This is a genomic window from Streptomyces sp. 7R007, from assembly GCF_054850255.1.
Genome location: NZ_JBTWMV010000003.1, coordinates 1 through 21,728, shown reverse-complemented (window position 1 = coordinate 21,728; position 21,728 = coordinate 1). Strand labels below are relative to the sequence as shown.

Here is a 21,728-nt window from a genome sequence, read left to right as displayed (position 1 = left end):
GATCCTCGATGCATGCTGCACGCCTCCGTTCCGTACCCCCAGCCGCCCATGGGGGCGGGGCATCTGAGCGTCGCGTACGACCCCCGCCCCTCCGCGGTCGGCGAGGCCCGCGCGGAGGTCCGCCGACAGCTGGAGGGATGGGGGCTCGCGGACCGCGAGGACGTGGCGGACGTCGCCGAACTCCTCGTCAGCGAGCTGGCCACCAACGCGCTGGTACACGCGGCCACCCCCTTCCGCCTCACCCTGTCCGCCGCGCACGGCGTCCTGCGCTGCGAGGTCCACGACACCGGCCGGCGCGTACCGCGGCTGCTCGACGCGGGCACGGCCGAGAGCGGACGGGGGCTGTTCCTGGTGGACGCGCTGGCGCTGCGCTGGGGCTGCCACCGGGAGGGGGACGGCAAGACGGTCTGGTTCGAGCTGGGCACCTGCGGGGGCGGCGACTGCTACCGCCCCTCCTGACACCCGGGGCTCAGCCCCACTTGGGGCTCAGGGCGATCGCCCGCAGCTCCTTCATGGTCAGCGCCGGCGTCGCGCGGGTCGCCGGGGTGTCCTGCGCACCGGAGTTGAAGGCGCTGATCACCACCCGCCGGCCGTCGGTGCGGAGGGTGTCGACGGTCCACATCACCACCCCCGAGCCGCCCTTCTCGCCGGGCCCCTGGTGGGTGGCGACCTTCGTGCCGTCCGCCAGCACCTCGGCGTCGGCGCCGAAGAGCTGGTCCTCGACGTCCGACATGTCGCTCTGCACGTTGACCTGCACCAGGCTCCTGCCCTTGCCGTCGTCGAGGACGAGATAGCCGAAGCCGCTGTCGTCGCCGCTGTCCTCCGACACCGTGAACGTCCGCCCGGGCAGCAGGCTCCTGAGCACCGGCGCGATCGGCACCTCGGCGGCCGTGGCGGTCGCGCCGGGCTCGGCGGCGGGCTTCGCCGGGTCCGGCGGGATCGCGTCGACGGCGGCACGCCAGGCGGGATCGGCGGCGAGCGTGCGCAACCGGCTCGCGGACAGCGGCGGTTGCGGCCGGGTGACCGGCGCGTCCTTCTCGGCGGCGGCGTTCCACTCGCTGACGCTGACGTGCTGCCCCTCGGGGGTGACGAGTTCGGCCGTCCACCACTTGGTGTCGACCCGCCGGTCCGGATACTCGTACCCCTGGAGGACCATGACGACCGAGCTGTCCGCCAGCCGGGTCGTCGTGCAGGCGTCGTAGTGGGCGAACGCCTTCCCCGGGCACTCGGTGGCCTGCCGCGCCTCGTCGCTGCCCGGCTCGACCCGCCCCAGGCTCACCCCGATCGCCGCCGCGCCCCGGCCGTCGTCGTACACGAGACGCACGTACGGCCCCGGCTTCTCGTCCGTGCCGCGCGCCGCGGCCTGGCTGAACTGGCCGTCCGGCAGCAGCTTTTCGAGCGTGCGCACCAGCTGCGCGCCGGAGACGTGCGTGGGCGCCGGGGTGGCGGAGCGGCCGCTGGTGCCGACGGAGGACTCGGCCCGGCGCGGGGAGGTGCCGCCGCCCGGCAGGAGCAGCGCCCCGCCCACGCCGGCGAGCGCGAGCGAGGCCGCCCCGCCCACGACGGCCGCCCGCCGCCTGAGCAGCCGCCGCCGCCCGCGCAGCGCGCCGGCGGTGACGAGCGCGGCCCGGTCGGTCTCGAAGACGGCGCCGGTCTCCCGCAGGCCGGCGGCGAGCCGTTGCTCGAAGGGATCGCTGTGCTGTGCGACGTCGGGCATGACGAACCACCGTTTCGCGAAGTGAGGGTGAGGGGTCAGCAACGGTTCAGGGACGCGCGTACTCGCCGAGGTCCTCGCCCAGCAGCTGCCGCAGCCGCCCCAGCGCCCGCACGCAGCGGGTCCGCACGGCGGCCGAGCTGACGTGCAGGACGTCCGCGGTCTCCTCGATCGAGCGGTCCTCCCAGTAGCGCAGGACGACCACCGCCCGGTCCTTCGCGGGCAGCCGGGAGAGCGCCTCCAGCAGCGTCAGCCGCAGCGGGGTGTCGCCGGAGCCGTCCTGGGCCAGGTCCGGCAGCACGTCGGTGGCGCGCTCGGTGCTGCTGCGCCGGCGCTGATGGGCGAGGAACGTACGCGCGAGAACGGTCTGCGCGTACCCCGCGGGGTTGCCGACCCGCGCCACGCGTCCCCACCGGACGTACAGCCGGCCGAGGGTCTCCTGCACGAGATCCTCGGCCAGATGGGTGTCACCGGCGGTCAGCAGACAGGCGGAACGGTAGAGATGGCCCGCGCGCGCCGAGGCGAACTCCGCGTACTCGTCCGCGCGTGCCTGTCTCATCGTCCGTTCCCCCTGTCCGCCGGTACCGTTCTCACTTCATTGATGCGGTGAGCCCGGGGAAATGTTTCACGTCCTCCCGGCTACGGCAGCCCGTGCACGTGCGGTCCCACCGCGCTGGACCAGGCGTTGCCCGCCGCCGCGTCCCAGTTCGTCGACCAGGTCATGGCGCCGCGCAGACCGGGATACGTCTTCGACGGCTTGAAGGAACCGCAGTTGGTGCCCAGGGCCAGGCAGTCGAGGGCGTTGTTCACGACCGTCGGCGAGACGTACCCGCTGCCGGCGGCGCTGGTCGAGGCGGGCACGCCCAGACCGACCTGGGACGGCGACAGCCCGCCCTCCAGCTGGATGCAGGCGAGGGCCGTGAGGAAGTCGACCGAGCCCTGGCTGTAGACCTTGCCGTCGCAGCCCAGCATGGAACCGCTGTTGTAGTACTGGGTGTTGACGACCGTGAGGATGTCCTTGATGTTCAGCGCGGTCTGGAAGTAGCCGTTGGACGTCGACTGCATGTCGATCGTCTGCGGGGCCATGGTGATGACCAGCGAGGAGCCGGCCTTCGCGGACAGGGCGCGCAGGGCCTGGGTCATGTAGGTGGCGTTGATGCCGTTCTCCAGGTCGATGTCGACGCCGTCGAAGCCGTACGTCTGCATCAGGGAGTAGACGGAGTCGGCGAAGTTCGTCGCCGACGCCGAGTCGGTCACCGAGACGGTGCCGTTCTGCCCGCCGACGGAGACGATCACCTTCTTGCCGGCCGCCTGCTTGGCCTTGATGTCGGCCTTGAACTGGTCGACGGTGTAACCGCCCAGCCCCGCCGAGTCCAGCGTGAAGGTCACCGCGCCCGGCGTCGTGGTGGCGTCGGCGAAGGCGACCGCGATGATGTCGTACTGCGAGGGCACGTCGGAGATCTTCTGGACCGTCGCCCCGTTGTTGAAGTTCTGCCAGTAGCCGGTGACCGCGTGCTTGGGCAGCGCGCTGCCGCCGCCGGAGCCGCCGGAGGCCGTCGTCCCGGTCACCGCCGCGGACTTGGCCGACTCGCCGGCCGAGTTCGTCGCCGTGACCTGGAAGGAGTACGAGGTGGCGGCGGCGAGGCCGGTGACGGTCGCCGACGTGCCGGTCACCGCGCTCACCTTGGTGCCGTCCCGGTAGACGTTGTAACCGGTCGCGCCCGACACGGTGTTCCAGGACAGGGAGACGGACGAGGACGTCGTACCGGAGACGGCGAGGCCGCCCGGCGCGGCCGGGACGGTGGGGGCGGGGTCGCCTCCGCCGCCGTCGGGGCCGTACACGGACACGTCGTCGGCGTAGTACGCCGCCTGCCCGTACCAGCCGTGCGTGTACACGGTGACCGAGGTCGTGGCGGCGCCGGTGGTGAAGCTCGTCGACAGCTGCTTCCAGCCCGAGGAGTCCGGGGTCCAGGTCGACACGTCGGTGGTGCCGGTGCCGGTCACGCCCAGGAAGGCGTATCCGCCCTGCACCCAGGAGCTCAGCGTGTACGCCGAGTTCGGCTTGACCGCCACCGTCTGGGTGCACTGGGCGTTGTCCTGCCCGGCCGGGGTGGCCTTCAGGGCGGCCGATCCGGTGTGCACGGGCGAGGAGACGGTGGTGCCGCTGCCCGCCGAACAGGTCCAGTTGCTCAGGCCGGACTCGAAGCCGGCGTTCTTGACGTTGTTGACGTCCGCGGCGGACGCCTGGCCGGTGCCCGCGAAGGAGAGGGCGAGAGCGGCGAGGGCGGCCGAGGACCACAGCCGCAGGGATCGTGTGTGAGGGGACATGACAATAAGCTGGTCCAGACCAATGTGTCTGTCAATAGGTCCAGACCAAACCGAACCGGGGGGCGACGTCGAACCGAGACCGACGAAAAGCTCGAACCTGCCCCGTTTTGACGCCTCTTGTGAAATGACAGTTCCTCGCCAGCTACACAAACGCTGTTCTCCGGTCACAGAGGCGTGGATACAGTGCTGAGGTAGTCACGCAGTGAAGTCATCTCGGTGCACCGGAGTAACACCGGCAATCCGACAGGCGTAACACGGGGAGCCGCGCGTGCCCACTGCCATCGCCGTGACGAGTGCCGACATGGCGCTGCCGCCGCTGGACGACCGGACCCTGCCCGCCGTCGTCCTGCCGGACCTGGACCGACAGCCCCTCGACCGGGCGCTCGGCGTGATGCAGGGGCTGATCGAGAGCTACGGCCATGTGGTCGTCGTCTGCTCCCGGGCGGTCGCCCCGGAGGTGGAGCGGCGCCTGCACACCATCCGCTCGCTGCTGGAAAGCGACCGTATCGCCCTCTTCCGCCCCGATCTGCCCCCGCTCGGACTCGCCGTCCTGGTGCGCCAGTTGCGGCAACTGGCGTCCTGCGACCTCGGCCCCGGCGTGCTCGCCTCGGCCGGCCGGCTGCTCACCCACTACATCCACGCCGGGGCCCTGCTGGGCTCCGTGGCCCGGCTCGACCGCGTCCCCGTCAACCTGAAGTCGCACGCCAAGTCCTGGGTCCCCGGCAGCCAGTTCGCCGTCCTCGCCCATCCCGAGCCGCACCTGGTCAAGGTCGCCCCGGGCGCCGCCCTCGCCGGACCGGAGTTCGGCACCTGGATGCTGGTCGCCAAGGGCCAGCTCCAGTCCGACTGGGTCGGCGCGGACCTGGCCAAGCAGTGGAGCGTCCAGGGACTGCGGGAGGCCGCCCTGCCGGCGGAGTCCGTCCAGTGGTGGGGGACCGGCCGGCTCGTCGAGTTCGCCGCCTTCCTCCCCGATCTCTCCGTCCTCTACCAGCTCGTCACGTCGGTACGGCAGAGCCCCTGCCACTGGTGCGGGCTCGACGTCATCGGCGACCGCTGCGTCTTCTGCTCCGCCACACCGCCCTTCCTGGAGAACCAGCTCCCCGCCGGGTGAGCCCACGGCACGTCCCCGCTCGATTCCGCTCGACCGATATCCCCCAATGAGGTTGTACGGTTCATGAACTCCCGTCAGCGCCGCGGCGTGCTACTCCTGATTCTGTCGGTCGTCTGCGCCCTCGGCGCCTTCGCCGGCGTGCTGTCCGTCATCAGTGACGTGAAGTCCAAGGTCGGGCCCGAGGTCACGGCGTACGAGGTCAAGGACGACATCAAGCCGTACACCAGCCTGAACGCCGCCCAGTTCGAGAAGACGACGATGCCCAAGCGGTGGCTGTCGGCGAACGCGGTCACCGATCTCGACGCCGTCCGCGGCAAGATCGCGGTGACCACCCTGAAGAAGGGCTCCCTGCTGCAGAGCGACATGATCGTCGATCAGCCCGCCCTGCAGCCCGGGCAGCAGGAGGTCGCCATCATGATCGATGCGGCGACCGGCGTCGCCGGCAAGATAACGCCGGATTCCAAGGTCAACGTCTACGCCACCTTCGAGGGACAGCGGGAGGGTGATCCCGACCAGTCCAAGATCATCGTAACGAACGCGGAAGTCCTCGACGTCGGCGACCTCAAGTCCCTCCAGCCCGACTCCGCCGACCGCACCAACCAGGCCACCGAGGTCGTCCCCATCACCTTCGCGCTCTCCGCACTGGACGCCCAGCGCCTCACCTACGCCGAGTCCTTCGCCAAGCGGGTCCGCCTCGCCCTGGTGGCGCCGGGGGAGACCGGCAGCATCCCCGAGCAGGACCGCACCTACGAACTCGCCAAGGACAAGTGAGAGGCCGCCATGCCCACGAGGATCCTCCCGGCAGTCGGCGACGTGGACGCGGTCCGCTCCCTCACCACACTGCTCAGCCAGCTCCCCGACGCCGAGCCGGTCACCCCGGTCACCGACTCCACCCAGCTCGTCGACACCCTCGCCCGGCTGGCCGCCGAGTCCATCGACGAACTGCCCGAGGTCGTCGTCGTCCACGAACGCATCGGCCCCGTCCCGGCCCTGGAGTTGATCCGCGAAGTCGCCCTGCGCTTCCCGGCCGTCGGCGTCATCCTCATCACCTCCGACGCGAGCCCCGGCCTCTTCCAGGCGGCCATGGACTACGGCGCCCGCGGCCTGGTCGCCCTGCCCCTGAGCTACGAGGAACTCGCCAGCCGCGTCCAGGCGGTGGCCCAGTGGTCGGTCGGCGTACGCCGCCATCTCGGCGCCGGCGGCGACGTGTTCACCGGTGTCGGCGGCACGGTCGTGACCGTCAGCGGCGCCAAGGGCGGCGTCGGCGCGACCCTGGTGGCCATCCAGCTCGCCCTCGCCGCCCAGGCGTCGGGCCGCGCCACGGCCCTGGTCGACATGGACCTGCAGACCGGCGACGTGGCCTCCTACCTGGACGTGCAGTTCCGCCGCTCGGTCGTGGACCTGGCCGCCATCACCGACATCTCGCCCCGGGTGCTGGCCGACGCCGTCTTCCGGCACGACACCGGCCTCGCGCTGCTGCTCGCACCGGGCGAGGGCGAACGCGGCGAGGAGGTCACCGACCGGGCCGCCCGGCAGATCGTCAGCGCCCTGCGCACCCGCTACGAGGTCGTGGTCATCGACTGCGGGGCGCAGCTCGGCGGGGCGGGCGCGGCGGCGGTGGAGATGGCCGACACCGCCCTGCTGGTCACCACCCCGGACGTGGTCGCGGTCCGCGGCGCCAAACGGACCGTGCGGATGTGGGACCGCCTCCAGATCCGCAAGGCGGAGGAGACCACGGTGGTCGTCAACCGGCACTCGCGCGGCACGGAGATCCAGCCCTCGCTGATCCGGAAGATCACCGGCACCGCCCTCGCGGGGACCGCGATCCCCGCCAACTTCAAGGAACTCCAGGGCGCGGTCGACGCCGGCCGCATACACGAACTCGACCACAAGGGCACGGTCAAGCAGGCCCTGTGGACCCTCGCAGGGGAGCTGGGGCTGGTGAAGGCCGTCGAAGGGGCGCAGCGCGGCGGACGGGCCCGGGGGGACCGCGGGTCGGTGAGCTTCCGGCGGCGCAGGGAGCTGGGGCCATGAGCGGGCGGCGCGACGACCGCGGCCAGGTCACCGTCGAGTTCCTCGGCATGGCGCCGACGATCATCGTCACGCTGGTGGTGCTGTGGCAGCTCGTGCTCGTGGGGTACGCGTTCTCGCTCGCGGGGAATGCTGCCGACGAGGCGGTACGGGCGGGCACGGCGGCCGAGGGCGACCGGGACGGCAAGTGCCGGGAGGCGGGGCTGTCGAAGCTGTCCGGCGCGTGGCGGGAGGGGGCGGACGCGGGATGCACGACCGGTGGCGGCTACGTCCGGGCGGACGTCGGCATCAAGGTGCCCGTCCTGTTCCCGGGGGCGATCAGCCTGCCGTTCACGGTGCACGGCCACGCGGGCGCGGTGGAGGAGGCGAAGCCCTGAGATGTCGTACGACCGTGACGGGCGCGACCGCGGTCAGGTCGCCATCGAGTACCTCGGGTTCCTGCCCGTCCTGCTGTTCGTCGCCCTGGCCGTCGTCCAGCTTGGCCTGATCGCCTACACCGTCCAGCAGGCCGGCACCGCCGCCCGGGCCGGCGCGCGCAGCGCCTCCCTCGGCAACAGCGCGCAGGACGGCTGCCGGCAGGCGGTCAGCGACTGGCTGGCGGACCAGACCAGTTGCCCCGCCTCGGGCGGCGGCGACGAGGTCACGGTCACCGCCACGATCCACATCCCCTCGATCATCCCCGGCTACGACGGCTTCGGGGACGCCAGGAAGACCGCCACCATGCCGCTCGACCACTGAACCGCCCGGCACGACAGGAGCACCGACCATGAGCCTGCGGGCACGCATCAACTCCCCCGAGGAGAACGGCCACCGGAGCGAGGACGGCCACCTCGTCGCCTCCTACCGCGCCAAGCTCCTGGAGGAGATCGACCTCGCGGAGATGAGCTCGCTGGCGGCGGCCGAGCGCCGGGCGCGCCTGGAGCGGGTGCTCGGGCACATCATCAGCCGCGAGGGCCCGGTGCTGTCGACCGTCGAACGCTCGCAGCTGATCCGGCGGGTCGTCGACGAGGCGCTCGGCCTCGGCATCCTCGAACCCCTGCTGGAGGACGCCTCGATCACCGAGATCATGGTGAACGGCCCTGACGCCATCTTCGTCGAACGGGGCGGCCGCGTCGAGCAGTTGCCCCTGCGCTTCGCCTCCCACGACCAGCTGATGCAGACCATCGAGCGGATCGTGTCCACGGTCAACCGCCGCGTGGACGAGTCGAACCCGATGGTCGACGCCCGCCTGCCGTCCGGCGAGCGCGTCAACGTCATCATCCCGCCGCTGTCCCTGACCGGCGCCACACTCACCATCCGCCGCTTCCCGCGCTCCTTCACCCTGCACGAGCTGATCGGCTTCGGCTCGCTCGACGAGCACATCCTGTTCCTGCTCGCGGGCCTGGTGCAGGCGAAGTTCAACATCATTGTCTCGGGCGCCACCGGCACCGGCAAGACGACCCTCCTCAACGCCCTGTCCGGCCTCATCCCCGAGGGCGAGCGCATCATCACCATCGAGGACTCCGCCGAACTCCAGCTCCAGCAGTCCCACGTCATCCGCCTGGAGTCGCGCCCGCCGAACGTCGAGGGCAACGGCCAGATCACCATCCGCGACCTGGTCCGCAACTCCCTGCGCATGCGGCCCGACCGCATCGTCGTCGGCGAGGTCCGCGGCGGCGAGTCCCTCGACATGCTCCAGGCCATGTCCACCGGCCACGACGGCTCGCTCGCCACCGTGCACGCCAACAGCGCCGAGGACGCCCTGATGAGGCTCCAGACCCTGGCCTCGATGTCCGACGTCGAGGTCCCCTTCGTCGCCCTGCACGACCAGATCAACAGCGCCGTCGACGTCATCATCCAACTCACCCGCTTCGCCGACGGCGTCCGCCGCGTCACCGAGGTCGCCCTGCTCGACAGCCACGGCGGAGAGCCGTACCGCCTGGCCACCGTGGCCCGCTTCAACGCCCGGCCGATGACCCCCGACGGCCGCATCCACGGCGCCTTCCAGCACTTCCCGCTCACCCGCCGCACCGCCGACCGCCTCTACATGGCCAACCAGCCCATCCCGCAGGCCTTCGGCGTCGCCCAGTCCGCAGACCAGCTCGCCACCCGAGAAGCCAGGTAGGTGCCGTCCCCCATGGAACTGCAGAAACTCGTCACCCTCACCACCGGCGTCACCCTGCTGGCCTGCCTCCTGGCCGTCGCCGGCCTGCACAGCTACGCCGCCGGAAAGGCCGACCGCGCCGCCCTCGTCGAACGCCTCTCGCACACCGGTCAGATACCGGCCGCAGGCCGCACCCGCCGCTTCCGCCGCCTCGACCGCCGCCTGCGCCGCACCAGGCTCGGCAAGAAACTCGAACTGCGGCTGGCCGCCACCGGCCTCGACGTCACCCCCGGCGAGTTCTTCGCCTACATGCTCGCCACGGTCGCCGCCCTCTGGCTCGTCGGCCAGGCCTCCCTCGCCCCCTTCTTCGGCCCCCTCGCCGGACTGCTCGGCATCGGCGTGGCGGTGCAGTTCCTCAACTGGCAGCGGCAGAAACGCATCGAGAAGTTCATCAACCAACTCCCCGAACTCGCCCGCATCCTGGCCAACGCCACCCAGGCCGGACTCGCCCTGCGCACCGCGATCGGCATGGCCGCGGAGGAACTGGAGGCGCCCGCGGGCGAGGAGTTGGAGAAGGTCGCCAACCAACTCGCCATCGGCCAGTCCCTCGACGAGGCGCTCGGCGACCTCGCCGACCGGCTGCCCTCGCGCGAACTGGTCGTCCTCGTCACCACACTCGTCCTCTCCAACCGGGCCGGCGGCCAGGTCGTCGGCGCCCTGCGCAACCTCACCGAGACCCTGGAGGAACGCAAGGAGACCCGGCGCGAGATCCGCACCCAGCTCTCCCAGGTGACCATGACCTCGTACGCCGTCCCCGTCATGGGCATCGGCGCGCTGTTCCTCATGAACGGCGTCAAGGACGGCGCCCTGGAGCGCATGACCGGATCCCCGATCGGACAGGCCTGCGTCCTCATCGCCTTCGCGCTCTACGCCGTCGGCTTCGTCCTCATCCGCCGCATGTCCCGCATCGACGTCTGAGGAGGGCGACACCGATGGCTCTCCTGCTCGCCCTCGCCATGGGCCTCAGCGTCTGGGGCGTCTTCGCCGGCATCCGCATGTACCGCGCGGAGACCAAACTCCCCGGCGACCTGGTGCTCGCCCTGGAGGTCGGCGCCACCCGCACCGGCGCGGTCGACTCCCTCATCGACCGCCTCGGCATGCGCTACGCACCCGCGGTGCTGCGCCTGATGGGCCCCACGCTGGTCGCCAGGTACCGGCGCAAGATCGACCTCGCGGGCAACCCCGGCGGCCTGACCATCGACCGCTACGCGGCCCGCCGGGCGGTCTACGGCTTCCTCGGCGCGGTCGGCTTCCTGGTCTTCCTCATGCGCGGCCAGTACTTCGTCGCCCTGCTCCTGCTGGCCTTCGGCGCCCTGTGGACGGAGGTCGGCATCTGGGCGGCGATCCGCATCCGCAAGGACGTCATCGAGCGCACCCTCCCGGACTTCCTCGACGTCCTGGCCGTCGTGGTCAGCGCGGGCCTCGGCTTCCGCCAGGCCCTGGACCGGGTCGCCACCCGTTACGAGGGCCCCTGGGCCGACGAACTGCGCATCACCCTGCGCCAGATGGACCTCGGCATGAGCCGCCGCGAGGCCTTCGCGGAACTGCGCCGGCGCAACGACTCCGAGCAGGTCGCCATGTTCGTCACGGCGTTGCAGCAGGGCGAGGAACTCGGCGCGCCGATCGTCGACACGCTGGTATCCCTGGCCAAGGACATGCGCCGCACGGACGCGCAGAACGCCCGCCGCAAGGCGGCGCGCGCCGTGCCCCGGGCCACGCTGATGATCACCACGTTCATGGTGCCGGCCACGCTGCTCCTGCTCGGCGCGGGCCTGCTACTGGGCTCGGGCACCGACTTCGGCACCATCACGGGCCCGTGAACGGGGGCGACGACGGATGGCGATGACGAGGGGCACGAGGGATACACAGGGCGCAAGGGGTACGAAGGACATACAGGGCACAAGGGGCACAGGGGGCACACGGGATACGAGGGCCACGAGGGACGACACGAGGGAAGCGACGGGACTGCTGTGGCGACGGCGGCCTGTGACGCCGGAGATCACTGCGTCGGGGGTGGCGGCGGAGACGGCGGTGCCGGTGGCGGCGGAGGAGGCTGTGGACCGGGGGGCGGCGGCCGGAGTGCGGTTGGCGGGGGTGCCGCGGCAGCCGCAGGGGCCGGGGAGGCCGGGGTCGGGTACGGAAGGGCCGGAGGAGTCGACGGGGAGACCGGAAGGGCTGGTGGTCCGGGAGGAGTCGGCGGGGGAACCGGCAGGGCTGGAGGTGTCGGCGGGGGCACTCGCGGGTCCGGAGGAGTCGGCGGGGGGAGTGGCAGGTCCGGAGGAGTCGGTGGTGGCACTGGCAGGTGCGGGGCAGTCGGTGGCGGCACTGGCAGGGCTGGAGGAGTCGGCGGGGGGACTGGCAGGGCTGGAGGTGTCGGCGGGGGCACTCGCGGGTGCGGAGGAGTCGGCGGCGGGACTGGCAGGTCCGGGGCAGTCGGCGGGGGCACTCGCGGGTCCGGAGGAGTCGGCGGGGGCACTCGCAGGTGCGGAGCAGTCGGTGGCGGAAGCGGCGGGGCCGGAGGCGTCGGGTGGGGTGGACGTCCCGCAACGGCGGCCGCGGTGGCGTCCGGGGCGGCGTCGTAGGGCCGCATCCGGCAGCCGTACGCACGCCGCCCCCACCATCCCCCTCCAGATCAACGCCCTGCAGGCCATGTGCCGCCAGGTCTTCGCGTTCCGCCTGGCCATGATCGCCCTCGCCGCCCCCGCAGCCCTCCTCAACGCCGCCCCCGGCGTGCCCACCCGCCTGGTCGGCGCCGCCGTCGTGGTCACCTTCATGGGCTCGTACGTCCTCTACCGCGACTGGGAACGCTTCGGCCCCCTCCTCCTGCGCCACCCCACCCTCCTCGCGGTGGACACCCTCTTCGGCTCCCTCCTCCTGGTCTCGGCGGGCCCGGACACGACCCTCGCCTACGTCAGCGTCTGCACCCCGCTGCTCGCCGGCATCGTCTACAGCTGGCGCGGAGCGGCCTGCTTCGCCTCGCTCCAGTCGCTGATCCTGCTCCTGGTCTACGCGACGACGAGAGACCTGCACGCGAACCTGGCGGAGTCCCTCCTCCTCCCCGGCCTGTGCGTGATAGCGGGCGCCGTGGGTTCGTCGCTGCGCGGCCTGATGCTCCGCTTCGGCACCGCCACCCAGGCGCTGACGCAGGTCCAGGCACGGCTGGCGGTCACGGAGGCGGTCAGCGCGGAACGGGCCCGTCTGGCACGGGAGATGCACGACTCGGTGGCCAAGACCCTGCACGGAGTCGCCCTCGCGGCCGACGGCCTGGCGCACTCGGCGGCCACGGACACCATGGACCCGGCCCTGATCAGACGGCAGGCGGACCTGGTGGCCCGCTCGGCCCGCCGCGCCGCCACGGAGGCCCGCGAACTCCTCACGGACCTGCGCCGCGAGCACGACCCCGACCACGGCACGGACGTCCTGAGCGAACTGACGGACCGCACAGGCGACTTCAGCGCACGCACGGGCGTACCGGCGACGTGTTCCCCGACCGGAGACCGCCTGACGACCCCCATCCCGCCCGCCGTGGGCCGCCAACTCCTCTCCATCGCCGCCGAGGCGATGGAGAATGCCCACCGGCACGCGTCCGCAACCCGGGTGGAGGTGACCGCGGGCGTGCACGAGGGCCTGCTCCGCATCAGCGTCTACGACGACGGCCGCGGCCTCCCGCCGGACACCACCCTCGAACAGCTCCGCAAGGAGGGCCACTTCGGCCTGCTGGGCATGGTCGAACGGGCCGCCTCGGTGGGCGCCCGCATCCGCATCGGGCGCGGTGCCCATCCGAGGGGCACGGAGGTGCGGCTGGAGCTGCCGCTGGCGGCCGTGAGAAGGGAGGGACCGGGGGATGACCAGCCCGTTCGCAACTGAGGCGACCCCAGCACCGGCATCGCTCACGGTGGTGGTGGCCGACGACAACCCGGTGGTCCGCGCGGGCCTGACGGCCCTCCTCTCCGGCCGCGAGGACATCAGCGTGGTGGCGGAGGCCGCGGATGGCCGCGAGGCGTACGAGGCGGTACGGCGCCACCGCCCCGACGTGGTCCTCCTCGACGTCAGAATGCCCGGGGTGGACGGCATCGCGGCCCTCCCACACCTGGTGCGGATCGCCCCGGTCCTGATGCTCACGTACAGCAGGGAGTCGGAGATCGTCCAGGAGGCGCTGCGCCGGGGGGCGGGAGGCTACCTGGTGCACGGCGAGTTCACGGCGGACCAACTGGTGACGGCGGTACGGGACGTGAAGGAGGGCAGGGCGTACCTCACGCACACGGCGGCGGGTGCGCTGCTGGCGCAGCTGCGGCGGACCGCGCCACCGAGCGATGCGATCGCACACGAATTCACCCCTCAACATCCTCTGCATACAAGTATTTTTGAGAAACCCCCTTCGCAAACGCAACCACCTGTGGCACTCTCTGAAGAGTCCAAGTCGCGGTTCCGACTGAGCGCGAGGGAGGCGGAGATCATGGACCTCATCGCATCCGGCATGAACAACCAGCAGATCGCCGCCAGTTGCTTCATCAGCGAGAAGACGGTCAAGAACCACATCAACCGCATCTTCGCCAAGCTCCACAGCACCAGCCGCGCGGAGGCCACGGCCAAGTGGCTGGGAACGGCACCGCGATGACGGCCCGGGGAAGAGTCCAGCGTGGTGTTTGGGCCCGCAATTGGGCCCTGGGACCCTCTGCCGCCCGGGGTGCGTCACCGTACGGTTCCGGCGTCGGAAACGAACCCCGAGGGGAGCACCATGAGCGACCTGATGCTGAAGAAGGCCGTGGCGGCGAAGGTGCGCGTGAACGGCTGGCGAAACACGACGACGCAGGCCCTTCGGCGACGCACGGGGGACGCGGGGCAGACGGCGGTCGAGTACCTGGGCATCATCGCGGTGGTGGTGGCGATCGTGCTGGCGGTGACGGGCACGAACATCGGGCAGACGATCCTGCAGAAAATCCTCGCGAAGATCAACGAGATCACTTGACGGTTTCGCGCAGGTACAGCGACGCAGGGCAGGCTTTCCCCATCTACATCACGGTGGTGGCGGGCCTGCTCTTTCTCGCGTTCGCCTACTTCGCGGTCGGCCAGGCCGCGGCGAACCGGAACGGATCGCAGACGGCGGCTGACGCCGCCGCGCTGGCGGCGGCTCAGGAGACACGGGACCAACTGGCGGGCGACTGGCTGGACGCCGTACTCGACCCGACCAAGTGGCAGGACATCTTCGACGGTGTCGGGGCGGGCAACACCTGCTGGCGCGCCTACGAGCTCGCCGCGGCGAACGATGCCCGTGTGACCGGCTGCAACGGCCCCGTGGACATGCGCTACACGGTCGACGTCCAGACCAACAAGTCCGTCGGCGAGTCCACCGTGCCCGGCACGGAGAACATCAGGTCGGACGCCCACGCCGTCGCCGTGATCGAGCCGCTGTGCACGTTCCAGCTCCCCGGTGAGGACGCCGGGCACGACACGCTGCCGCAGCTCACCTGCAAGGACCGGAACTGGGACCTGGACCCGAACGACCTCACCGACCTCCCGGAACCGAAGGACCTCTTCGACGTCCACCTGGCCGACTGACAAGCGAACGACGAGTTGAAGAAGGAAGCGGAGCGATGAGCATTCGGTTCACGGCGCAGGCCCGCAGGGGGATGGTCGCGTTGACCGTTGCGGCCGGGCTGGCCCTCGGGGTGGCCGGTTGCGGAGGCGGGGGCGGCGACGACGGCAAGAAGCCGGACTCGTCGGCGTCCGCCTCGAAGAGCGGTGGATCGCAGCCGAGTGCTCAGGAAGGCCAGTCGGACGCGCCGATGCTCGAACTCAAGGGCACGGACGGTCTGCTGCTCCAAATCACCTCCGCCGAGAGGGACTCCGGTGGCTTCGTCACCGTGAGCGGCAATCTGAAGAACGACGGCGCGAAGTCTCTCGTCATTCCGCCCCAGGTGAGCGGCGACGAGACGGAGATCGTCAAGCACGGCATTTCTCTCGGTGGTGCCACGCTCGTGGACTCCCAGGGCAAGAAGCGCTACTACATCCTCCGCGACACCGAGGGCCGACCGCTGACGACAACCGGCCTCGGAACACTCCAAGCCGGCCAGACCGTCCCGGTCTTCATGCAGTTCCCCTCCCCGCCGGCATCCACCACCGAGGTGACCTTCCAACTACCCACCTTCTCCAGCGGCACGATCAAGATCTCAGGATGAGGCGCCCCATGATCGTGACTGCGACCATGACCACCCCACCACGCCTCCCCCTCCTCATCACGGCGGCCACCCTCATGGTCGCGACGAACATCGTCGGAGCCGTGACCGCCCACGCGGACGAAACCCCGGGCGCGAGCGCCCCGCCGGGCACCGAACCGTCGGCGTCGGCCCCCGTCCAGGTCGACCCGAACGACCCCGACCTGAAGCTGCCGGAGGGCGCCACGCTCGCCGAGCCCAAGGTGCTGGACATCAAGTCGGTCGTGGAGGACCAGGGCGGCGAGGAACGCCGTGAGGACACCAACACGTCGGTGACGTTCGCGCTGCAGGCGGAGGTCCTGTTCAGCAAGGACAGCGCGAAGCTGAGCGAGGAGGCGAAGGCCCGTATCGCCGCGATAGCGGACGAGATCAAGAAACAGAACGCGACCCAGGTCCGGGTCTTCGGCTTCACGGACAACCTGGGCTCGTCGGCCCACGGCGACGTCCTGTCCAAGCAGCGCGCGGACGCCGTACAGGGAGTGCTGGACCAGGACCTGAACGATCCGAACATCACGTTCGAGGTACGCGGTTACGGCGAGCAGTACCCCATCGCCGACAACTCGACAGAAGCAGGCCGCAAGAAGAACCGCCGAGTGGAGGTGACGTTCCCCCGCTCGGGCACGTCGTGAGAGGTGTCCGGATCAGGTGCCGTCGGCCGCCACGGTCTCCACGGCCACCCGCACCCCGGCCCTGATCCCCCACCCCGCCATCGCACCGGCCTCGGCCTCCAGCACATGCCGGGAACGAAGCCGGGGCAGCCCCAGTCGCCCCGGCTTCATGGTGCGCACGGCGATGACGTCGAGCCGGCGGTCGAGGTAGGCGACGTCGATGGGCATGCGCATACGAAAGGTGTGCACACCGCTGGCCGGCGACAGCAGCATGACCCCCTCGACCGAATCCCGCCCCAACAGCCCTCTCGTACGGGCCCGATACGACGTGGCAATCTCCAACGGGACGGAAACCGCACCGGGTCCACTCTCCCCGCCCACGACCAACGTCCCCCGCCCGTCCCGCCAACGCCGCCCCATACCCGGGCCACCTCCCTTTGCTGGTTCAAGAGTGGAATAACTCCCTCGGCGTGACCCGGAACGGACTGGTCCGTGTGTTACGCAACCGTGACGCCCCAAGCAGCGCTGTCGGCACCCGATTTGGCCTCATACGTTCCTTCGGTGAAGGGTTCCGCTCTGGTGCCACCCCATGCTCACGGATAGCTTTGGTTCGCTCAAGAGAAGCCTCGCCCCACCGGGAGTCGACCGTGAACCGCCGCCCCACCTTGCTAGCAGCGATCGCGCTGACCGCCGCTGCGGCCCTGTCGCTGTCCGCATGCGGAAGCGACGACAGCCCGAAGAGCAAGGACAACGACAAGATCGCGGGAGCCGACACGGCAGAGACGGCGTCTGCTTCTCCGAGTTCCTCGGCCTCGACCAGCGCCGACCGACCGGTGCTCCACATGCCGTCGGACCTCTCCTACACGTTCGACTGGCCCAAGACGGGCGACTCCGCCAAGGATGCGGTCCTGGCGGACGGCGAGCAGTCCATCAAGGCCGTCGACTTGGCGATCGTTCATCAGAACGCGCTGGACAAGGCATACCTCTACTATTACGAGGGCGAAGCCGCCGCCGGCACACAGAAGTTCATCCAGAACTATGTGGACCACAAGGCCAGCATCACCGGCGCTTATCGATTTTATGACCCCCAAGTTGCCGTGAACAAAGACGGTACGGCTTCACTCAGCTACTGTGAGGACCAGGGTAAGGCATATGTGAAGTACCTTCCCGACAAGATCAAGAAGACCGAGGTCACGGCGCAGAGTTACGTCATTTACCACACGTCGCTCAAAAAGAACAGCAAGGGCGTCTGGGTCATCGAGAAGATGGTTTCGCAGAGTGGGAGTGCCGAGTGCCAGCCCTGAGTCACAACTCGAAGATGCTTGCAGCAGCTGTCGTCACAGGGCTGTGCCTTTCCCTTTTCGTTCTCCCCAGCGTGGCGCACGCTGACGACAAGTTGGACGGCAAGACTCAGAATCCATCGAGTACGGAAGAGGCCAACACCGACGGCAATGGCAAGGTGTCCGTGACTGTCGGTGGTGTGGTCTTCGACCGTTCGAAAAACGGCAGCGGTGGTTCCACTGGCGCGCTGACGTCGACCACGTCCTGGACGCCGCCGGCTTGCTGGTATGCCCCGATGTACACGCCGGAGGAGCTGCAGAAGTATCTGGAGCCGATCTGGGAGGCCGACTCGACGGGTTACGAGTGGGATGCCCAGCAGCGCGCGAAGTACAACGCGAACGACCCCGACAAGGCCTTCAACAAGGACAAGTCAGGCAAGGGCTACTGGTGGGGCTCGTACGTCAACGAGAGCTTCCCCCCGGGCTGGGACTCGTGCACGAAGGACTACTTCTGGGTGGACAAGGGCGACGCCCCTCCCGCCGACGTCAAGAACGCCGTCACCCCGGAGATCCTCGCCGAACTCGCCTACAACGAGATACGCGTGCCCGGCACGAAGGTGACCCTGGCCCCGGCGAACACGACCAAGGTCAACCTCCCGACCTGGGCGTGGCTGGACAGCGCCCAGTTCAAGCCGGTCTCCGTCACCGCCTCCGTACCCGTCCTGGGCATTGAGGCCACCGCGACCGCGACACCGCAGTCCCTCAAGATCGACCCGGGCACTGCGGACGCCGTCACCTACCCGGCCTCCGGAGTCTGCCAGTTCGACAACGGCCGCATCGGCGAGCCGTACAAGAAGGGCAAGGCCAACGAAACCCCGCCCTGCGGCGTGAAATACCTCCGCTCCTCCGGCGACGGCACCTATCCCCTCAAGGCCACCCTCACCTGGAAGATCCACTGGACCGGCACCGGCGGAGCGGGCGGCGACCTCCCCGACGGCACCTTCGGCGCCACCCAGAACGTCGTCGTCCAGGAAATCCAAGCCGTCAACCGCTAAGAGACCTGCGTGCGTCTCCGACGCAGCTCCCAGAGGTACGGGGGCGGCGTGCATACCGGATCTAAGCGGAATCACGAGCACGGACTGCGCGTCGAGTTCTTCCGCGTCAGTCACTTCTCAATCGACCGCGACCAATCCATCGACTGGATGGAAGCCGCTACTGTGGTCGTCCTCGACGAGATCATCCCCGCCGCGGATGACCACTCCCGCGAGATCAAGTTGCGGGACTCGTCGATCCGGAGCGGTTGCTGATTTGAGGGCGACGGGCGACCTGGGGCTCGTGAGAGCGGAAGGCTCCGGGAACGACGCAGGCGGTGTTTTCCCCGGACACGTCGAGCACAGCGTGCTCCCGTACGTCGAGGGGCCAAGCCACGTCGGCCGGAAAGGGGCCTTGCCAAGAACGAGTCCCCAGACCTCTCCCAGTCACTGGAACAACTGGAAGGCGGTCGTTGGCCGGACCCGCCCGAGGATTCGACCTCTCTGGTGAAATCCACATCCATGAACTGCGACGGCGTCCAATCGGCACCCTTGACTCCTATGAACTGGCCAGACTGATTGCCCAGAGAGAAGAAGTACCGCTACACCCGGAGTGAGCTGTGCAGAAAGGCTGACGGAGCAGGACGGATGTAGCACAACACCGAGGATCTCGAACAGGAGAAGCGTTGGCTGTCACATCGGGCGTCGCCGCAAGATGCCCCCTTTTCACCCCGAACCACGTGGGAAGGCCCGGAAGCCAGCGGAATGGCTGCACCAATTCGACCCCGACTCCGACCCCGATTCCCGGGGCTTGGCTTGGCGGGATCCACCACAGACAGGCGAACGCGAGGCCCGCACCTGGGGCAACTCATGGGGTGAGTCCTTCTTCGCCTGCGCCGAACTCCGATGGCCCGTCTACACATCCGACGCCGAGCACCTGACCGGCCCGGTCCTGGCGCGGATTGCTGACTGGCTCGCGGCCCTGGGGCCTTGAGTGACTGTGAAGACATGAGGGCTGCCCGGGGCGCCGGCGGGATCGTCCCATCGACGCAGCTGCAACTCAACAGCTCACGTACCGCCGGACGTTCTGCTTTGCTTCTTCATGAGTGGAACGGCGGATTCAGTACAGCGCCGCATGAGTCAGTCATCGTGTTACGCAACTGTGACGCCTCAAAAGGGCGCCTGCGAGGCGGATTTGGCCGCATACGCTCCATAGGTTGACAGGCCTCGCGCTGGTTTCACCGGATGCCCCCGGATAGCTTTGGTTCGCTCAAGAGAAGCCTCGTCTCACCGGGAGTCGACCGTGAACCGCCGCCCCACCTTGCTCGCAGCGATCGCGCTGACCGCCGCTGCGGCCCTGTCGCTGTCCGCGTGCGGAAGCGACGACAGCCCCAAGAGCAAAGACAACGACAAGATCGCGGGAGCCGACACGGGCAGCAAGACGCCCGCTTCCCCCACACCCAGCGCGTCGGACTCCGCCGGCCGCCCGGAGATCACGTTCCCCTCCTATGCCAAGAATGTCTTCGAGGACGAGAAGACAGGTAACGCGACGAAGGATGCAGTCCTGGCGGACAGCGCCATGAGCGTCAACTCGATGGACGACGCGATCTTCCAGGGCAGCACGGGGACGAAGCCCCTCGGCTTCTACAACACGGGTAAGGCCCTCAACGCGGCGATCACGTTCGTGCAGGGATACATCGACAAAAACGACACCTGGATCGGTGAGACCCGGTACTTCGATCGCGAGGTGACCCTGTCCGGAGACAGCAAGGCGTACGTCACCTACTGCTCCGACGAAAGCAAGTCGTTCCTCAAGAACAAGAAGACCGGCAAGGTCGACAAGACGCCGACCACAGCCGACAGCTATGTGCTCTACCACACCGCCCTCGCGAAGAACGCTCAGGGCGTCTGGCAGACGACGGACATCGCGTCGAACCGGGGGGACAAGGCGTGCCAGCCGTAAACAAGTACGTCAGAACAGCGATCGTGGCCTCGCTGGTGTGCATGCCCGTGCTGGCCTCTCAGGCCGCCTACGCCGGCGGTCGCGGTGACGCCGGCACCGCCGGCCAGCCTGAACAGCAGGGCAGCTCCGACGGACAGGGGAACATCTCCGCCAGCGTCATCGTCTTCGACCGCTCGAACAACGGCTCTGGCAGCACCGCCGGCCCTGTCACATCCACCACATCCTGGGCTCCGCCTCCCTGTTGGTACGCGCCGATGTACACCCCGGAGGGGTTGCAGGCGTATCTGGAGCCGATCTGGGGGGCGGACTCGACGGGTTACGAGTGGGACGCCCAGCAGCGCGCGAAGTACAACGCGAACGACCCCGACAAGGCCTTCAACAAGGACAAGAGCGGCAAGGGGTATTGGTGGGGGTCGTACGTCAACAAGACCTATCCCCCCGGCTGGGATTCGTGCACGAAGGATTACTTCTGGGTGGACAAGGGAGATCCGCCCCCCGCTGACGTTCCGAACGCCGTCACTCCCGAGATCCTCGCCGAACTCGCCTACAACGAGATCCGCGTCCCGGGGACGAAGGTGACCATGGCTCCCGCGAACACGACCAAGGTCAACCTTCCGACCTGGGCGTGGCTGGACAGTGCCGCCTTCAAGCCGGTCTCCGTCACGGCCTCCGTGCCGGTGCTCGGCATCTACGCGACGACGACGGCCGAGCCGGTGTCGCTGAAGATAGACCCGGGCACCTCGGACGCAGTCACCTACCCGGCTTCCGGCGTCTGCCGGTTCGACAACGGCCGCATCGGCGAGCCGTACGCGAAGGGCCAGGCCGACGAGACCCCGCCCTGCGGCGTGAAATACCTCCGCTCCTCGGACGGCGACTCGTACCCGCTCAAGGCCACCCTCACCTGGAAGATCCACTGGACCGGCTCCGGCGGAGCGGGCGGCGATCTTCCCGACGGCACTTTCGGCGCCACCCAGAACGTCGTCGTCCAGGAAATCCAGGCCGTCAACCGGTGATGTTCGGCGCGAACAGAAGCAAGACTGAAACAGGTACAAGGCGTATGACGAGTTCCAGAAAGACTGGCGTTACGGAGCCAAGGAGATCGCCGAACGGATGCAGGAATTCGCGGTTCGGAGCGCCCGCAAGGTTTGAAATCCCTGCGTCGACAACCCGTACACGCATATCGGGTTCAACCCGGCGCCGGGCAGCACGCACTTGCTACGTGACATCCATCGTCAGCTGACCACCTGCGTGAAGCAGATGGAGAAGACACACTCAAGGTCACGAAGCTGATGGACGGCAGCTAG

General features: G+C 69.3%; 24 protein-coding genes. 20 read left to right on the top strand and 4 right to left on the bottom strand.

Features of this window, described 5'->3' with window-relative positions:
• Positions 1-12: 12 nt before the first annotated feature.
• Positions 13-459: an ATP-binding protein gene (locus tag ACYF6T_RS05145; protein WP_461693763.1), complete on the top strand. Its 447-nt coding sequence runs from the start codon at positions 13-15 to the stop codon at positions 457-459.
• A gap of 10 nt (positions 460-469) precedes the next feature.
• Here ACYF6T_RS05145 and ACYF6T_RS05140 read toward each other — a convergent pair whose 3' ends face one another.
• The 3 genes from ACYF6T_RS05140 to ACYF6T_RS05130 all read right to left on the bottom strand — a co-directional run bounded on the left by ACYF6T_RS05140 (position 470) and on the right by ACYF6T_RS05130 (position 4,042).
• The gene (locus tag ACYF6T_RS05140; protein WP_461693761.1) at positions 470-1,717 is read right to left on the bottom strand and encodes a hypothetical protein; all 1,248 of its coding nucleotides are present in this window, start codon (positions 1,715-1,717) and stop codon (positions 470-472) included.
• Between the two features lie 46 nt (positions 1,718-1,763).
• Positions 1,764-2,273 carry a SigE family RNA polymerase sigma factor gene (locus ACYF6T_RS05135; RefSeq protein WP_461693760.1) on the bottom strand — a complete coding sequence of 170 codons (510 nt, stop codon included), beginning with the start codon at positions 2,271-2,273 and terminating at the stop codon, positions 1,764-1,766.
• Positions 2,274-2,353: 80 nt separating this feature from the next.
• Positions 2,354-4,042, bottom strand: a complete 1,689-nt coding sequence (locus ACYF6T_RS05130; protein ID WP_461693759.1) for a chitinase — start codon at positions 4,040-4,042, stop codon at positions 2,354-2,356.
• 301 nt (positions 4,043-4,343) lie between these two features.
• On the opposite strand from ACYF6T_RS05130, the gene ACYF6T_RS05125 reads away from it, so the two are divergent.
• The 14 genes from ACYF6T_RS05125 to ACYF6T_RS05060 all read left to right on the top strand — a co-directional run bounded on the left by ACYF6T_RS05125 (position 4,344) and on the right by ACYF6T_RS05060 (position 16,171).
• Positions 4,344-5,153 (top strand): hypothetical protein, encoded by an 810-nt coding sequence (locus ACYF6T_RS05125; protein ID WP_461694179.1) that lies wholly within the window; start codon positions 4,344-4,346, stop codon positions 5,151-5,153.
• Positions 5,154-5,216: 63 nt separating this feature from the next.
• A complete protein-coding gene (gene cpaB, locus ACYF6T_RS05120; protein ID WP_461693757.1) occupies positions 5,217-5,924 on the top strand; it encodes a Flp pilus assembly protein CpaB in 708 nt (235 codons plus the stop codon).
• 9 nt (positions 5,925-5,933) lie between these two features.
• Positions 5,934-7,187, top strand: a complete 1,254-nt coding sequence (locus ACYF6T_RS05115) for an AAA family ATPase (protein WP_461693756.1) — start codon at positions 5,934-5,936, stop codon at positions 7,185-7,187.
• Positions 7,184-7,561: a pilus assembly protein gene (locus ACYF6T_RS05110; protein WP_461693754.1), complete on the top strand. Its 378-nt coding sequence runs from the start codon at positions 7,184-7,186 to the stop codon at positions 7,559-7,561. The genes ACYF6T_RS05115 and ACYF6T_RS05110 overlap by 4 nt, the downstream gene beginning before the upstream one ends.
• Before the next feature lies 1 nt (position 7,562).
• On the top strand, positions 7,563-7,922 hold the full coding sequence (locus tag ACYF6T_RS05105; RefSeq protein WP_461693753.1) for a TadE/TadG family type IV pilus assembly protein: 360 nt from the start codon (positions 7,563-7,565) through the stop codon (positions 7,920-7,922).
• A gap of 28 nt (positions 7,923-7,950) precedes the next feature.
• Positions 7,951-9,288 (top strand): CpaF family protein, encoded by a 1,338-nt coding sequence (locus tag ACYF6T_RS05100; RefSeq protein ID WP_461693752.1) that lies wholly within the window; start codon positions 7,951-7,953, stop codon positions 9,286-9,288.
• 12 nt (positions 9,289-9,300) lie between these two features.
• Positions 9,301-10,245, top strand: coding sequence for a type II secretion system F family protein (locus tag ACYF6T_RS05095; RefSeq protein WP_461693750.1), 945 nt, complete (start codon positions 9,301-9,303; stop codon positions 10,243-10,245).
• 14 nt (positions 10,246-10,259) lie between these two features.
• Positions 10,260-11,147, top strand: coding sequence for a DUF5936 domain-containing protein (locus tag ACYF6T_RS05090; RefSeq protein ID WP_461693749.1), 888 nt, complete (start codon positions 10,260-10,262; stop codon positions 11,145-11,147).
• 469 nt (positions 11,148-11,616) lie between these two features.
• Complete coding sequence (locus ACYF6T_RS05085; protein ID WP_461693748.1) at positions 11,617-13,194, top strand: sensor histidine kinase; 1,578 nt, start codon at positions 11,617-11,619, stop codon at positions 13,192-13,194.
• A complete protein-coding gene (locus tag ACYF6T_RS05080) occupies positions 13,172-13,945 on the top strand; it encodes a response regulator (protein WP_461693747.1) in 774 nt (257 codons plus the stop codon). The genes ACYF6T_RS05085 and ACYF6T_RS05080 overlap by 23 nt, the downstream gene beginning before the upstream one ends.
• Positions 13,946-14,065: 120 nt before the next feature.
• On the top strand, positions 14,066-14,296 hold the full coding sequence (locus ACYF6T_RS05075; protein WP_461693746.1) for a hypothetical protein: 231 nt from the start codon (positions 14,066-14,068) through the stop codon (positions 14,294-14,296).
• A complete protein-coding gene (locus ACYF6T_RS05070; protein WP_461693744.1) occupies positions 14,293-14,886 on the top strand; it encodes a pilus assembly protein TadG-related protein in 594 nt (197 codons plus the stop codon). Before ACYF6T_RS05075 ends, ACYF6T_RS05070 begins: the two co-directional genes overlap by 4 nt.
• A 35-nt stretch (positions 14,887-14,921) precedes the next feature.
• Positions 14,922-15,506, top strand: a complete 585-nt coding sequence (locus ACYF6T_RS05065; RefSeq protein ID WP_461693742.1) for a hypothetical protein — start codon at positions 14,922-14,924, stop codon at positions 15,504-15,506.
• A gap of 26 nt (positions 15,507-15,532) precedes the next feature.
• Entirely contained in the window at positions 15,533-16,171 is a 639-nt protein-coding gene (locus tag ACYF6T_RS05060) for an OmpA family protein (protein ID WP_461694178.1), read from the top strand.
• A 12-nt stretch (positions 16,172-16,183) separates the two neighbouring features.
• Here the strand turns inward: ACYF6T_RS05060 and ACYF6T_RS05055 are convergent, their stop codons facing one another.
• A complete protein-coding gene (locus tag ACYF6T_RS05055) occupies positions 16,184-16,570 on the bottom strand; it encodes a DUF192 domain-containing protein (protein WP_461693741.1) in 387 nt (128 codons plus the stop codon).
• A gap of 227 nt (positions 16,571-16,797) precedes the next feature.
• Here ACYF6T_RS05055 and ACYF6T_RS05050 point away from each other — a divergent pair, with 227 nt between their 5' ends.
• From ACYF6T_RS05050 to ACYF6T_RS05030, 5 genes are all read left to right on the top strand, one after another.
• Positions 16,798-17,454 carry a hypothetical protein gene (locus ACYF6T_RS05050; protein WP_461693740.1) on the top strand — a complete coding sequence of 219 codons (657 nt, stop codon included), beginning with the start codon at positions 16,798-16,800 and terminating at the stop codon, positions 17,452-17,454.
• Complete coding sequence (locus ACYF6T_RS05045; RefSeq protein ID WP_461693738.1) at positions 17,442-18,485, top strand: hypothetical protein; 1,044 nt, start codon at positions 17,442-17,444, stop codon at positions 18,483-18,485. Before ACYF6T_RS05050 ends, ACYF6T_RS05045 begins: the two co-directional genes overlap by 13 nt.
• A 48-nt stretch (positions 18,486-18,533) precedes the next feature.
• The gene (locus tag ACYF6T_RS05040; RefSeq protein ID WP_461693736.1) at positions 18,534-18,737 is read left to right on the top strand and encodes a hypothetical protein; all 204 of its coding nucleotides are present in this window, start codon (positions 18,534-18,536) and stop codon (positions 18,735-18,737) included.
• 1,027 nt (positions 18,738-19,764) lie between these two features.
• Positions 19,765-20,424: a hypothetical protein gene (locus ACYF6T_RS05035; protein WP_461693734.1), complete on the top strand. Its 660-nt coding sequence runs from the start codon at positions 19,765-19,767 to the stop codon at positions 20,422-20,424.
• Positions 20,412-21,437, top strand: a complete 1,026-nt coding sequence (locus tag ACYF6T_RS05030; RefSeq protein ID WP_461693733.1) for a hypothetical protein — start codon at positions 20,412-20,414, stop codon at positions 21,435-21,437. The genes ACYF6T_RS05035 and ACYF6T_RS05030 overlap by 13 nt, the downstream gene beginning before the upstream one ends.
• Positions 21,438-21,728: the final 291 nt, after the last annotated feature.